Source organism: Acidovorax facilis (assembly GCF_023913775.1).
GTDB lineage: Bacteria > Pseudomonadota > Gammaproteobacteria > Burkholderiales > Burkholderiaceae_C > Acidovorax > Acidovorax facilis.
Genome location: NZ_JAMXAX010000149.1, coordinates 1 through 13,234 on the forward strand (window position 1 = coordinate 1; position 13,234 = coordinate 13,234).

Sequence of the window (13,234 nt, forward strand, 5' to 3'; positions counted from 1 at the left end):
CCACCCACCTGGCCCACCCGCCTGCGCCAGAGCCTCGCCCGCATCCACAGCACCCAGTGGCGCGAATCGCTGGAGCTGCGCCGCGACCCCGTGCGCGGCGCCATGGCACTGCTGGGCTCGCTGATTTTGATGTTTGTGATGGGCTACGGCATCAGCATGGACGTGGAGAACCTGCGTTTTGCCGTGCTGGACCGCGACCAGACCGCGCTGAGCCGGGCCTACACCCTGAACCTGGCGGGCTCGCGCTACTTCACGGAGCAGCCGCCGATTGCCACCTACGCCGAGCTGGACGCGCGCATGCGCTCCGCCGAGATATCGCTGGCGCTGGAGATACCGCCTGGCTTTGCACGCGACGTGGCGCGCGGCCAGCCGGTGCAGATCGGCGCCTGGGTGGACGGCGCCATGCCGCAGCGTGCCGAAACCGTCATCGGCTACGCCCAGGGCCTGCACCAGCAATGGCTGGTGGAGCAAAGCCGCAGCCGCACGGGCGTGGTGCCCCGGGGCCTGCTGGAGGTGGAGCCGCGCTACCGCTACAACCCCGACGTGCGCAGCTTGCCGTCCATGGTGCCTGCCGTGATCCCGCTGCTGTTGCTGATGCTGCCCGCCATGCTCACCGCCCTGGCTGTGGTGCGCGAGAAGGAGCTGGGCTCCATCATCAACCTGTATGTCACGCCGACCACACGCACCGAATTCATGCTGGGCAAGCAGCTGCCCTATGTGCTGCTGGCGCTGTTCAACTTTGGCCTGATGTGCCTGGCGGCGGTGACGGTGTTTGGCGTGCCCATCACCGGCAGCTTTGCCACGCTGACGCTGGGCGCCGTGCTGTTCAGCCTGTGCTCTACGGGCATGGGCCTCTTGGCCTCCACCGTCACGCGCAGCCAGATTGCGGCCATGTTTTTTGCCATGGTGGGCACCCTCATCCCAGCCGTGCAGTTTGCAGGGCTCATCAACCCCGTGTCGTCCATGACGGGCTTTGCGCGCTGGTTTGGAGAGGCCTACCCGGCCAGCCACATGTTCACCATCAGCCGGGGCGTGTTCAACAAGGCGCTCTCCCTGCAAGACCTGCAGGCCGAGTTCTGGCCCATGCTGGTGGCGGTGCCGGTCATCATCGGCGCGGCGATCTTGCTGTTACGAAAGCAGGAGACCTGATATGGCGCTGCGTGGCCGCTGGTCCAATATTTTTCGCTTGGGCATCAAGGAGCTGTGGAGCCTGTGGCGCGACCCGGCCATGCTGTTCCTCATCGTCTACACCACCACGCTGGCGGTGTACTCGGCCGGCATGGCGCAGCCCGAGACGCTGTACCACGTGCCCATCGCCATCGTGGACGAGGACGACTCGGCGCTGTCCAAGCGCATCGCCACGGCGTTCTACGCGCCCCAGTTCACACGCCCGGCCATGGTCAGCATGCGCGAGGTGGACCCGGGGCTAGACGCTGGCCACTTCACGCTGGTGCTGCACATCCCCGCCCATTTCCAGCGCGATGTGCTGGCGGGCCGGGTGCCGCAAGTGCAGCTCAACATCGACGCCACGCGCATGGGGCAGGCGTTCACGGCCAATGGGGCGGTGCAGCAGATCGTGCAGCTGGAGGTGACGGAGTTTGTGCAGCGCGACCGCGCCGTGGCGGCCCAGCCCATCGAACTGACGGTGCGCGCACGCTTCAACCCGGCGCTCAACCCTGCGTGGTTTGGGTCTTTGATGGAGCTGATCAACATCGTGACCATGCTCTCCATCATCCTCACCGGCGCCGCGCTGATCCGCGAACGCGAGCATGGCACGGTGGAGCATCTGCTGGTGATGCCCGTCACGCCGGGCGAGATCATGCTGGCCAAGGTCTGGGCCATGGCGCTGGTGGTGCTGGTCGCTACCTGGGTGTCGCTCACGGCGGTGATCCGCTGGGCGATTGGGGTGCCCATCGAGGGCTCGGTGCCGCTGTTCCTGCTGGGCGCCACGCTGCACCTCTTTGCCACCACGTCCATGGGCATCTTCATGGCCACCGTGGCGCGCAGCATGCCGCAGTTTGGGCTGCTGATGGTGTTGGTGATGATGCCGCTGCAGATGCTGTCAGGCGGCGTCACCCCGCGCGAGAGCATGCCGCTGTGGGTGCAGTACGGCATGGCGCTGGCGCCCACCACGCATTTCACCGAGCTGGCCCAGGCCATCCTCTATCGGGGCGCGGGCTGGGCGGTGGTGTGGCCGTCGCTGGTGTGGCTGCTGGGGATTGGGGCCGTGCTGTTCAGCCTGGCGCTGGCGCGGTTTCGCAAGACGATTGCGCGCATGGCATGAGTGCACCAGCGCTTCCTGTGTCCCACACCGGGCGAGAGTTTCAGGGCTTGGTGTCGAATTCTTTCAGGGGCATATTGAAGCTGCCCCTTCGGTCTCCGGTGACTGAGAACGCGCGGGTGCTTCCTGACAGGTTCTTGCCACTGGTCTGGGTAAATATCACGCGGTATTTGCCTTCGTCCACGCGGTCCAGTGTGTAGCCTCCGCGGGGCGACAAGTAGGCCTGCCTCAGCGGGGAACAGGGGTTGGCGTCCGCTGCGCACAGGCGCACCCATAGTCCTTCATCGCCGGGATTGTTTAGCGTGATCAGGGTGTCCCCACCAGCGGCCAGGTAAGGTTGGCCGAGTAAGCGGCCACTGGATTTGGGCCATTCGCCTCGCCGGTTATCTGGTGATTTACCATAAGGGTAGGGCAGGGTGTGCTTGACGACAGGCCCCTTCGATGGCTGTGCTGAATGCTGCGGAAAGCTGGGCCCCCCATAGCGTTGGGGGGCTCCCCACAGGGCATAGCCCACCAGCACATAAAGCAGCGTGGCCATTGCCAGCAAAGCCATGGCACCGTAGCTGCTGGTATTGATCCAAGGCTTGCGTGGGTAGGTGAACGTATCCAGCAGTTCGCCGACGGCATCTCGGCCGGTGATTGCGCGCACCAGCCAGAACAGTATGGCAGCACCCCACAGGCCCGCCAGCAGCCAGGGCCTGGCTAACTCGTTGTAGATACCCATCAAGACGAGCTTGGGCATCATGAAAATCAGGTCCGCAAGGCTTGCTTCCGCCCTCGCAGTGGCGCTGAATGTGAGCGCCGCAATGAAGAGGAGGAGTTGTTTATGCATGGCGAAAGCGACCAAGGGGTTAAGGCGCTGGAGGTGGTGCAGCACGGGATGATCATTCCCCGCTGGAGTGTCCCGATGGTAGTCGTCTGGCACGCTGGGTCACCCAAGGTCGTGGCGAACGGTCGTCGAGGCATGTGAACTGTGACAGACCTCAAGAGCTGCCCGTTGAAATGAAATTTATACTGCTTGGCCGCCCTGGCAGGCGCAACTGTGCCACCGGCGCTGGGCTGCTCGCTACCCGCTGGCCCCGCCGCCATACCCCCAGCCGCGCAGCGCGCAAGCGGATGGCCTCCACCGGGTTGCGCGCGTGCAGCAACACGAAGTCGGCGTGGCAGCCGGGCGCAATGCCATAGCCCTCCAGGCCCAGCAGGCGTGCCGGGTTCACCGTCACCGCATCAAAACACTGCCGCATCGCAGCCTGGCTGGTCATCTGCCCCACGTGCAGGCCCATGTGCGCGGCCTCCAGCATGTCGCCGCTGCCGCCGCTGTACCAGGGGTCCAGCACGCAGTCGTGGCCGAAAGCGACGGTGAGACCGGCAGCCATCAGCTCGGGCACGCGGGTCATGCCCCGGCGCTTGGGGTAAGTGTCGTGGCGGCCCTGCAGCGTGATGTTGATGAGCGGGTTGGCCACCACGCCCAGATCGGCCTCGGCCATCAGGGGGATGAGCTTGCTCACGTAGTAGTTGTCCATGCTGTGCATGGAGGTGAGGTGCGAGCCCGTCACGCGGCCGTGCAGGCCCAGGCGCTGGGTTTCAAACGCCAGGGTTTCCACATGGCGCGACAGCGGGTCGTCGGATTCGTCGCAGTGCATGTCCACGCGCTTGCCGCGCCCGGCCGCCAGCTCGCAGAGGATCTTCACGCTCTCGGCGCCTTGGGCCATGGTGCGCTCGAAGTGCGGAATTCCACCCACCACGTCCACGCCCATATCCAGAGCGCGTTTCAGGTTGTCGAGCCCGCCGGGCGCGCGCAGCACGCCGTCTTGCGGGAAGGCGACTAGCTGCAAGTCCAGGTAGGGCGCCACGCGCTGCTTTACATCCAGCAGGGCCTGCACCGGCAGCAGGCTTTCGTGGCTGGTGTCCACATGGCTGCGAACAGCCAGCAGTCCGCGCGCCACGGCCATGTCGCAATAGCGCAGGGCGCGCTCCACGATGGCCTCGTGCGTCAGCGTCGGCTTGAGCTCGCCCCACAGCGCGATGCCTTCGAGCAGCGTGCCACTCTCGTTCACGCGCGGTTGGCCGTAGCTCAGGGTCGAATCCATGTGGAAATGCGCATCCACAAACGGTGGGCTGACGAGCAGGCCGCCCGCATCCACTGTTTCGTGCGCGGGGGCTTGCAGGCCTTCAGTCACTTCGGTGATGCGGCCGTCCTGCACGGCAATCGACATGTTCTGGCAGCCGTCGGGCAGGGTGGCGTGGGTGATGAGCAGGTCGAGCATGGCGTGGGTCTTGTGGGTCAGGCTAGGTGTCGGGTTTTTTCAAGACGTGAGCGGGCTCTGTGCCTAAGCTCTGGGTCTCGCTTTGAGCATCAACGATTCAGTGCATCCATTCTTACAAAGGCAGCTCTCATGCAATTTGGCTACACCATTCTCTACGTCGAAGACGTTCCCAAAACCATCGCTTTTTACGAAGCTGCTTTCGGCTTTGTCCGCCGTTTCGTGCACGAGGCGGGGGATTTTGGTGAACTGGACACCGGCGCCACCGCGCTGGCGTTCTCGTCGCTGCGGCTGATGTCTGAGCTGGGCAAGAACCCGCAGCGCGCGTCGGCCGATGCGCCCAGTTTCGAGATCGCGTTCACCACGGCCGACGTGGCCGCCGCTGTGCAGCGCGCGGTGGATGCCGGTGCGCGCCTGGTGCAGGCGCCCGAGCAGATGCCCTGGGGCCAGATCGTGGCCTATGTGGCGGATATCAACGGGGCGCTGGTGGAGCTGTGCACGCCTGTGGGGCCGCCAGCCGTTTGAACTGCCGTGGTCATGGAGGCGTAGACGGTGTTGCTGGACCAACGGCGTGGATTTCACATGAGGATCAGCCATAGCCCGCCTGCCCCACAGTGGCCAGCAGTTGTGGCGTGCAGCGCAGGGCTGCAGGCGTTTGCCCCAGCCAGCGCAGGCAATCGCGGCTGAAGTGCGCCTGGTCGGCATAGCCGTGATCCGCCGCAATTTCGGCCAGCGGTTGCACAGTGCCCAAGGCCTGTGCTGCTCTGCGCACGCGGGCCAGGGCGCGCCAGAAGCGGGGCGTTTGGCCGGTGGTACGTTGGGTCATGCGCTCCAGGCTGCGCTCTGAGACTCCCAGGCTGTGCGCCGCCGCGGCTACGGTGCGGCAATGCGCCAGCGAGCGGAGCGCTTCTTGCGCACGCGGGTCCGCGCGGGTGTGCTGGTCGATGGCTTCCAGCAACAAGGCTTCCGGCGCCGTTGTGCCACCACCGGCAAAGCTGAAGGAGGGCCGCCCTGCGCGGTGCTGGGCTTGCTGCCAGATAGCTTGTGCAGACCTCAACAAGGCTGACGCGTCAATGCGGGTGCCCGGTACAAGGCGAAAGCCCAGCCATTGTTCGCCCGCACGCCCCGGCACGACCATTGCAGCATCGGCCAATGCAGAGATATGCCAGGCAGACTGGCCGCGCGCGTCGATATGCAAGATGAGGTCGCTGCAGCCGTCGGGCAACACCGTGGTGGGGTTGGCGTCGGTGGTGTTGAACTGCCAACGCGCCAGCACCGTGGGTGGCAACACGGGTGGTGCGACGTGATGAAGCGGCGTGGCGGGCATGGTCGGCAGGGGCTCAGCGCTTTTGAGTAGTGCGAAAACGCACATCGCCTGGCTTGTGCCCTGCATCGATGGTGATGCGGAAAGTACGGTCTCCATGGCCCGACTCCGCCCGGGCCGTAAAACGAATGCCTCGGCGCGTGGCCTGGCAGTTCATTTGGCTCAGCGTGAGGGAGGCGTGGTCGTTGTTGATCTGCGCAAAGCTCTCGGAGTGGACCTCGATGGCACTGTCGGTGCCGTCGCGCACGATCCACTGCAGGTACAAGAACGACTGCGCGTAGCGCGTGGCGTGCACGATGCGATACATGCCGCGGCTTTCTCCGGGCTGCTCGGGCGCGGGCCACTGGCCACAGACCTTGATCCAGTCCACATCGGGTGCAGTGGCAAAGGATTCATACGGCATCTCCATCCCCAGTGCGTGGGCCTGGCCCGCGCAGGCCAGCAGAGCCGGGGCCAGCCAACGGGCAAAAGTATGTGGAACAAGCTTCACCGCTCTCCCTTGCGATACGGCTTCATCAGCGCCTGCGGATATGCGGCTTTGCGCGCCACCAGGACCAGTGCCAGGATCGACAGCAGGTACGGCAGCATCAGATACACTTGGTAAGGCAGCCACGCATCGCCCGCCTGCTGGAGGCGCAGCTGCAGCGCATCGAAGAAGGCAAACAGCAGGGCGCCCAGCAACGCCTTGCCGGGCCGCCAGGACGCAAACACCACCAGCGCCACGCAGATCCAGCCGCGCCCGTTGATCATGTTGAAGAAAAACGCGTTGAAGGCCGACAGCGTGAGAAACGACCCCGCCACGCCCATCAACGCCGAGCCCGCCACGATGGCGCCCGTGCGTGTAGCCGCCACCGAGATGCCCTGGCCTTCGGCCGCCTGCGGGTTCTCGCCCACCATGCGCACGGCCAGGCCCAGTGGCGTGCGCAGCAGCACCCAGGCCAGCAGCGGCACCAGCAGTAGGGCCAGCAGCGTGAGCGGCGTCTGCGCAGACAGGATGGGAATGCCCAGCCACTCCATCGGCGCAAACGGCTCGATGGTGGGTGGTGTGTTCACTTTGGGGAAGCTCACGCGATAGCCGTAGTAACTGAGCGCCGTGGCCAGCAGCGTGATGCCGAGCCCCGACACATGCTGCGACAGCGCCAGCCCCACGGTCAGCCAGGCGTGCAATAGCCCGAAGACAGCGCCGGTGAGCGCCGCCACCAGCACCCCGGTCCACAACCCATGGCCTGCATACACCGTGAGCCAGCCGGTAAAGGCCCCGGCCACCATGATCCCTTCAATGCCCAGGTTGAGCACACCCGCGCGTTCGCACAGCAAAACCCCCAGCGTGCCCAGGATGAGCGGGGTGGCCACGCGCAGTGTGGCGATCCAGAACGCAGGGTTGGCGAGGATGTCGAGCAGTTCGGTCATGCGGCTGCTCCGGCATGGTTTGCTTTGTTTTTGATAGCAAAAAAGGCATGATGGACGCGCGGTAACGGCCCATTTTTCTTGAAATTCTGGTGTGAATGAAGGTTCATGCCGCCCTCACTTCCAGCGCACGCGGTACTGCGTGAGCAGCCCCGCCACGAGCACCGCGATCAGCGAGGTTGCCACGATCACATCCGCAATGTAGGTCGGCACGCCCACCGCACGGCTCATGCTGTCGGCCCCCACCAGCACGCCCGCCACAAAGGTGCCCGCCGCAATCACGCCCAGCGGGTGCAGCCCCGCCAGCATGGCAATCACAATGCCGCTGTAGCCGTAGCCGGGCGACATGTCGAGCGTTACATACCCAGTGCGGCCCGCCACCTCGATAGCCCCCGCCAGCCCCGCCAGCCCGCCTGAGAGCAGGGCGACCAGCACCACGGTGCGGGTGATGGGCACGCCTGCAAAGGCCGCAGCCCGCGCATTGGCCCCGGCGGCGCGGATGTCAAACCCCGGCACCGTGCGCGCCAGCAGCGCCCACAGCATCACGGCCAGCGACACGGCCCACAGCAGGCCGGTGTGCAGCCGCGTCTGCGGCACAAGCTTGGACAACTCCAAGTCACTCTGCAGCGCCACGCTCTGCGGCCAGCCCATCGAGAGCGGGTCTTTCATCGGCCCGTCCAGCAGGGCCGACACCAGCAACAGCATGACGAAGTTGAGCAGCAGCGTGGTGACGACCTCGTCCACCCCTAGCCGCGCCTTCATCAGCGCCGGGCCCAGCAGCAGCGCGGCCCCGGCGAGGGCTGCCGCCAACATCATGAGTGGAAAGAGCACGTAGGGCGACCACTCCAGCCCCGTGCCGCCGTGCATGCCGCCCACCGCCACGGCGGCCAGCGCCCCGGCGTAGAGCTGCCCTTCGGCCCCAATATTGAACAGCCGCGCGCGGAAGGCGACGGCCGCCGCAAGCCCGGTCAGGATCAGCGGGGTGGCGCGGGTGAGGGTTTCCGTCAGCGCGAACACCGAGCCGAATGCGCCTTGGAGCAGCAACGTGTAGGTCTTGCCTACAGGTGCCCCGGCCCATAGCACCAACAGGGCGCTGATGAGCAGGGTGAAGGCCACTGCGCCCACCGGCGCCAGCACGTAGGCGGCGGGGGAGGTGTGGTTGCGTTTTTCGAGTCTCATGGGTTTTTCTTGTTGTCGCTCAGTGGGTCGCTCCGGCCATGGCAAGGCCGATGGCTTCGCGCGTCCAGTCTTCTGCGGGCCGGGCCTCGCTCAAGTGCCCGTCGTGCATCACCGCCACGCGGTCGCCCAGCGCCAGCACTTCGTCCAGGTCATCTGAAATCAGCAGCACCGCAGCGCCCGCATCGCGCGCTGCAATGAGCTGCTGCTGCACAAACATCACTGCACCAATGTCCAGCCCCCAGGTCGGCTGGTGTGCCACGATGAGTTGGGGTGCGGGCGCTGTGTTGCCAGCGTCATCCTGCGGCGGCAACAGCGCCCGGCCCAGGATGAGCTTTTGCATGTTGCCGCCCGACAGCGACCGCGCGGGCGTATCCGGCCCGCCGCCGCGCACATCAAACGTTTCGGCCACGCGCTGCGCATGCTGGCGCGCTGCGCGGCGCTTGACCCAGAAGGCCTTGAACCACGGGTGCGCAAACCAATGGCTGCGCAGGCGTTCGGACACGGTGTTTTCCCACACGGGCAAGTCGCCCACCACGCCCACGGCGTGGCGGTCTTCGGGGATGCGTGCGACGCCTTGGTTCACCACCCACGCGGGCCGGGCCTGCAGCGGCGCACCACGCAGCGTGATCTGACCTGCGCTGGCCGCGCGCACGCCACACAGCACATCGGCCAGCGCCACCTGGCCATTGCCGCTGACGCCTGCGATGGCGACGATTTCACCGGCACGCAGGCTGAGCGACACGTTGTGAAGTCGGTCGCGGACAGTGGGGGCTGTGCCGACGTTGTGCATGGTGCAGACGGGCTCGCCCACGCTCTGTGCCGGGCGGCGCTCTGCGGCCTCAATCGCATGGCCCACCATCCATTGCGCGAGCTGCCCCTGGGTGGTGCCCTGCGCAGGCGCCTCGGCGACCAGCTTGCCCTGGCGCAGCACGGCCACGCGGTGCGACACGCGCAGCACCTCGCCGAGTTTGTGGCTGATGAAGATGATGGACAGGCCCTGGGCCACCATCTGCGCCAGGGTATCGAACAGTGCCTCGCTTTCCTGTGGGGTGAGCACGGCGGTGGGTTCGTCCAGGATGAGGATGCGGGCGCCACGGTACAGCGCTTTCAAAATTTCGACGCGCTGGCGCTCGCCCACCGAGAGGCTGCCCACCTTCGCATCGGGGCTGACCGGAAGGCCAAATTGCTGCGACACGGCCAGCAGCTTGGCCCGCGCTTCGCTGCGGCGCGAGAAAGGCTGCCACAGCGGCTCGCTGCCCAGCAGCACGTTGTCCAGCACGGTGAGGTTGTCGGCCAGCGTGAAGTGCTGGTGCACCATGCCAATGCCCGCCGCCAGCGCCGCACGCGGCTGGCCGGGGGGCAGGGGCTGGCCGAAGACTTCGATGCTGCCTTCGTCGGCCACGTAGTGCCCGAACAGGATGGACATCAGCGTGGACTTGCCCGCGCCGTTTTCGCCCAGCAGGGCCAGTACCTCGCCGCGTGCGAGGGTCAGGCTGATGCTGTCGTTGGCGACGAGCTTGCCGAAGCGCTTGGTGATGCCCGACAAGCGCAGGACGGGCGCTGTGGTGGAGTCCATCTACTTCCAGGCCGCCAGAAACGCGCGCAGTACCTTGGCCGAATTGGCCGCCGCCAGGCCCATGAAGGTGCCCATTTCGTTCTCGCCCTCGCCACCTCCCGCCAGATCGCTCAGCGAGCGGAAGGCGATGTAGGGCACGCCGTTGCTGTGCGCCACCATGGCGGTGGCGGCGGTTTCCATGTCGAGCACGTTGGCCTCGAAGGTCTTGAATGCGTATTCGCGGAAGGCCTTGTTGTCCACAAAGGCCTGGCCCGACACGCCGTTGCCGCCCACCACCAGTTGTGGGCGCTGCTTGAGGCAGGTGGCGGCCAGGCAGTGCTCCAGGCCCACGTTCTGCAAGCTGCGGGCGGTGGCTAGCATCTTCGGGTCAGCCTCGAACCAGAACTTCTTGCTGAGCTGGGGCTTAGCGGCAGACCGAACCTCGACCGGGCGCGGGTGCATCATGCCGAAGGCAGGCATCGTCAGCTCGCTTTTCATCCAGGCGGGGGCGCTGTACTGGCCGGGCTTGTCTTCGCGCGCCATCAGCCATTCCATGTACTGGCCCCACTGCGCGGGCACCGTCACGTCGCCAATGTGCAGGCTGGGGTTCACGCCGCCCGCAATGCCGCTGAACACCACATGGCTCACGTTGAAGCGGTCCAGCACCAGTTGGGTGTTCATGGCTGCATTGGTCATGCTGATGCCCGAGAGGAACACCACCACGGGTTTGCCTTCGAGCGTGCCGGTGGTGAACTCCACGCCGTTGACGCTGTGCTTGGCGGGTTGCTGCACCTGGGGCAGCAGCACTGTCAGCTCCGGCGCAAAGGCGGAGATGACGGCGATGCGGGGCGTGTCGTCCAGCCGCACGGCCGTCTTGCCGGGCGCGGTGGTGGCGCAGCCTGCCACCACGGCGGCGAGGGTGAGGGCGCCCAGCAGGCGTGTGCACCGGGAGATCAGGGAGGGCTTGGTGGCGGGGAGGGATTGCATGGGTGTGGTGCCTCGTCAAAGAAAAAGAGCGGTGCGCGCAGTCAACGCGAAAAAACAAACAGGCCACCGCTTTGCTGGGGTGGCCTGTGCACAGACTGGAACAGGGGCGGGCAGGGTGGGTGCCCGCCACATTCAGTGCTTACTTGGCCGTCGATTTCGGCTGACTATCGTCTACCTTTACAGTGAACTTGCCCGCCAGGATATCGGCCTCTTTCGCCTTGACCTTGGCCACGATGTCGGCGGGCACCTTCTTCTCGAACGTGCCCAGAGGCGCGAGTTCAGAGCCCTTGTGCTTCATCATCGAATACGGACCGTAGTCCTCGGCAGTGAACTTGCCCTCTTTGACCAGCTTGAGCGCGCGGTCGATGCTGGGTTCCATGTGCCAGATGGCCGATGCCACCACCGTGTCGGGGTACTTGTCCTGGGTGTTGATCACGTTGCCGATGGCGAGCTTGCCTTTTTCCTTGGCCGCGTCGCTCACGCCAAAGCGCTCGGCGTAGAGCACGTCGGCGCCTTTGTCGATCATTGCAAAGGTGGCTTCCTTGGCCTTGGGCGGGTCAAACCAGCTGTTGATGAAGGTGATGGTGAACTCGACCTTGGGGTTGGTCTCTTTGGCGCCCGCCATGAAGGCGTGCATCAGGCGGTTGACCTCGGGGATGGGGAAGCCACCCACCATGCCGATCTTGTTCGTCTTGGTCATGCCGCCCGCGACCATGCCGCTGAGGTACGCGGGCTCCTGGATGTAGTTGTCGAACACGCTGAAGTTGGGCGCCTGCGGCTTGCCCGACGAGCCCAGCAGGAAGGAAGTCTTGGGGAAGTCCTTGGCCACCTTGCGCGCAGCAGCTTCCACCGCAAAGGCCTCGCCCAGGATGAGCTGGTTTCCGCCGGTGGCGTATTCGCGCATCACGCGCTCGTAGTCGGCGTTGCTGACGTTTTCGCTGGCCTTATATTCGATCTCGCCACGTGCTTCTGCGGCCTTCAGGGCCTTGTGGATGCGGCTCACCCATTGCTGCTCGAAGGGTACCGTGTAGATCGCCGCGACCTTGAGCTTGGACTGCGCTGTGGCCAGTGATGGTGCGAGCGTCAGGGCTGTGGACAGGGCCATGGAGGTGCAGAGCAGGCTGCCAGTGAAGATGCGGCGAGTGGTCATGGTTGGGGTCCTTGTGAAATGCAACAAAAGGGGATGTGCGCTCGGGTCCAAGCAATAAGTATGCACACAAAGGGCATGGCGGGATCTTGATTGCAAGATGCAAGCGTTAAAACATTGTGTTTCGGTAGCCCCCGAAATTCGCAAGCCCATCGCTGTCGAGCGTATTTCTCGCACTACCATCCTGCGCTCGAATGAGGGCGTCTGGACCGGCTGGCTGGTACGAGACGGCGCGGGGAGTTTTCAGGTGTCCCTTGAATTCGTTGGATGGATGCCGGGGGCGGCGCTGAAGACGGGGCCTTGCGAGGTTCCCCTGAATGCGCCCGAAGCGCTTGTGTGTGACTACAAAATGACTTGGGAGGGATTCTTGTGAAAGCATTGATGGCAGTGGCAACCGCAATGACGTTGGTCGGGTGTGCTTCGGTAACGAACGACACCACCCACGGCGTCCGCGTGGATACAAGGCAAAAGAGTGGCGCGGTGGTAGCTGGCGCCGACTGTGTGGCAACGAACGACTATGGATCGACAAGCTTCAAGTCTGGCGGCACGCAGGCACTGCGCCGTTCAGCGGGCGATATGACGATCGTCTGCACGAAGAATGGAGAGCAGCCAGCCAACGCACGCTTGATATCCCGCCCCAATGGCGGGATGGCGGGGAATATCGTCCTTGGCGGCGTCATCGGCGCCGTGGTGGACCATAACCGTGGTACAGCCTACACCTACCCGACCTGGGTGGAGCTGGTATTTGGCGAGTCGCTGGTGTTCGACCGTTCGCTTCAGACCGGGGATGCCGTGGTGAAAGGCCTAGCGGCTGGCTCGGTTACGGCAAAGGCAAACGCACCCGCGCCCGGCCGTTCGAACACAACCTCGCACCAGTGCATGCAGCAGCTCCCTGGAGCCATCTGCTGAACTGCGGTACTTGCAGTATCAAAAAAGCCCCGCATTTGCGGGGCTTTTTTTGCGGGTGTGACCCGTCCTACCCAGCGTTGACACGTGGACCTTTCAAAAGGGCATGTGTCATGGAATCGAGTGTCAAACGCACGCAGCGCGACTACACGCTGGCCTTTAAATTGGCGGTGGTGGAGCAGGT

The 13,234-nt window shown here is 65.1% G+C and carries 13 protein-coding genes; 4 read left to right on the plus strand and 9 right to left on the minus strand.

Annotated elements, in window-relative coordinates; translation table 11 throughout:
- A partial coding sequence (locus NFX52_RS26165) for an ABC transporter permease (protein WP_252635882.1) occupies positions 1-1,149 on the plus strand: 1,149 nt, incomplete at its 5' end.
- Position 1,150: 1 nt separating this feature from the next.
- Positions 1,151-2,284 (plus strand): ABC transporter permease, encoded by a 1,134-nt coding sequence (locus tag NFX52_RS26170; protein WP_055396722.1) that lies wholly within the window; start codon positions 1,151-1,153, stop codon positions 2,282-2,284.
- 40 nt (positions 2,285-2,324) lie between these two features.
- Here the strand turns inward: NFX52_RS26170 and NFX52_RS26175 are convergent, their stop codons facing one another.
- On the minus strand, positions 2,325-3,113 hold the full coding sequence (locus NFX52_RS26175; RefSeq protein ID WP_156358675.1) for a hypothetical protein: 789 nt from the start codon (positions 3,111-3,113) through the stop codon (positions 2,325-2,327).
- 151 nt (positions 3,114-3,264) lie between these two features.
- Positions 3,265-4,548 (minus strand): amidohydrolase family protein, encoded by a 1,284-nt coding sequence (locus tag NFX52_RS26180; RefSeq protein ID WP_055396726.1) that lies wholly within the window; start codon positions 4,546-4,548, stop codon positions 3,265-3,267.
- 129 nt (positions 4,549-4,677) lie between these two features.
- On the opposite strand from NFX52_RS26180, the gene NFX52_RS26185 reads away from it, so the two are divergent.
- Positions 4,678-5,070, plus strand: a complete 393-nt coding sequence (locus NFX52_RS26185; protein WP_055396728.1) for a VOC family protein — start codon at positions 4,678-4,680, stop codon at positions 5,068-5,070.
- A 64-nt stretch (positions 5,071-5,134) separates the two neighbouring features.
- Here NFX52_RS26185 and NFX52_RS26190 read toward each other — a convergent pair whose 3' ends face one another.
- The 7 genes from NFX52_RS26190 to NFX52_RS26220 form a co-directional block, all read right to left on the minus strand.
- Positions 5,135-5,872, minus strand: coding sequence for a helix-turn-helix domain-containing protein (locus tag NFX52_RS26190; protein ID WP_055396730.1), 738 nt, complete (start codon positions 5,870-5,872; stop codon positions 5,135-5,137).
- A gap of 13 nt (positions 5,873-5,885) precedes the next feature.
- Positions 5,886-6,359 carry a hypothetical protein gene (locus NFX52_RS26195; protein WP_055396732.1) on the minus strand — a complete coding sequence of 158 codons (474 nt, stop codon included), beginning with the start codon at positions 6,357-6,359 and terminating at the stop codon, positions 5,886-5,888.
- Entirely contained in the window at positions 6,356-7,279 is a 924-nt protein-coding gene (locus tag NFX52_RS26200) for an ABC transporter permease (protein WP_055396734.1), read from the minus strand. Before NFX52_RS26200 ends, NFX52_RS26195 begins: the two co-directional genes overlap by 4 nt.
- Before the next feature lie 114 nt (positions 7,280-7,393).
- On the minus strand, positions 7,394-8,455 hold the full coding sequence (locus NFX52_RS26205) for an ABC transporter permease (protein ID WP_207402169.1): 1,062 nt from the start codon (positions 8,453-8,455) through the stop codon (positions 7,394-7,396).
- A 19-nt stretch (positions 8,456-8,474) separates the two neighbouring features.
- Positions 8,475-10,031, minus strand: a complete 1,557-nt coding sequence (locus tag NFX52_RS26210; protein ID WP_055396738.1) for an ABC transporter ATP-binding protein — start codon at positions 10,029-10,031, stop codon at positions 8,475-8,477.
- Complete coding sequence (locus tag NFX52_RS26215) at positions 10,032-10,997, minus strand: 5'-methylthioadenosine/S-adenosylhomocysteine nucleosidase (RefSeq protein WP_055396739.1); 966 nt, start codon at positions 10,995-10,997, stop codon at positions 10,032-10,034.
- A gap of 139 nt (positions 10,998-11,136) precedes the next feature.
- Positions 11,137-12,147 carry a BMP family protein gene (locus NFX52_RS26220; protein ID WP_252635883.1) on the minus strand — a complete coding sequence of 337 codons (1,011 nt, stop codon included), beginning with the start codon at positions 12,145-12,147 and terminating at the stop codon, positions 11,137-11,139.
- A 366-nt stretch (positions 12,148-12,513) separates the two neighbouring features.
- Between NFX52_RS26220 and NFX52_RS26225 the strand changes: the two genes are divergently transcribed.
- Entirely contained in the window at positions 12,514-13,053 is a 540-nt protein-coding gene (locus NFX52_RS26225) for a hypothetical protein (protein ID WP_199731217.1), read from the plus strand.
- The last annotated feature ends 181 nt before the right edge of the window (positions 13,054-13,234 follow it).

Bases quoted from the DNA above. Each gene is read 5' to 3' on its own strand.
- NFX52_RS26220 (WP_252635883.1), bottom strand. From the start codon at position 12,147: ATGACCACTCGCCGCATCTTCACTGGCAGCCTGCTCTGCACCTCCATG.
- NFX52_RS26170 (WP_055396722.1), top strand. From the start codon at position 1,151: ATGGCGCTGCGTGGCCGCTGGTCCAATATTTTTCGCTTGGGCATCAAG.
- NFX52_RS26180 (WP_055396726.1), bottom strand. From the start codon at position 4,548: ATGCTCGACCTGCTCATCACCCACGCCACCCTGCCCGACGGCTGCCAG.
- NFX52_RS26205 (WP_207402169.1), bottom strand. From the start codon at position 8,455: ATGAGACTCGAAAAACGCAACCACACCTCCCCCGCCGCCTACGTGCTG.
- NFX52_RS26185 (WP_055396728.1), top strand. From the start codon at position 4,678: ATGCAATTTGGCTACACCATTCTCTACGTCGAAGACGTTCCCAAAACC.
- NFX52_RS26190 (WP_055396730.1), bottom strand. From the start codon at position 5,872: ATGCCCGCCACGCCGCTTCATCACGTCGCACCACCCGTGTTGCCACCC.
- NFX52_RS26210 (WP_055396738.1), bottom strand. From the start codon at position 10,031: ATGGACTCCACCACAGCGCCCGTCCTGCGCTTGTCGGGCATCACCAAG.
- NFX52_RS26200 (WP_055396734.1), bottom strand. From the start codon at position 7,279: ATGACCGAACTGCTCGACATCCTCGCCAACCCTGCGTTCTGGATCGCC.
- NFX52_RS26215 (WP_055396739.1), bottom strand. From the start codon at position 10,997: ATGCAATCCCTCCCCGCCACCAAGCCCTCCCTGATCTCCCGGTGCACA.
- NFX52_RS26175 (WP_156358675.1), bottom strand. From the start codon at position 3,113: ATGCATAAACAACTCCTCCTCTTCATTGCGGCGCTCACATTCAGCGCC.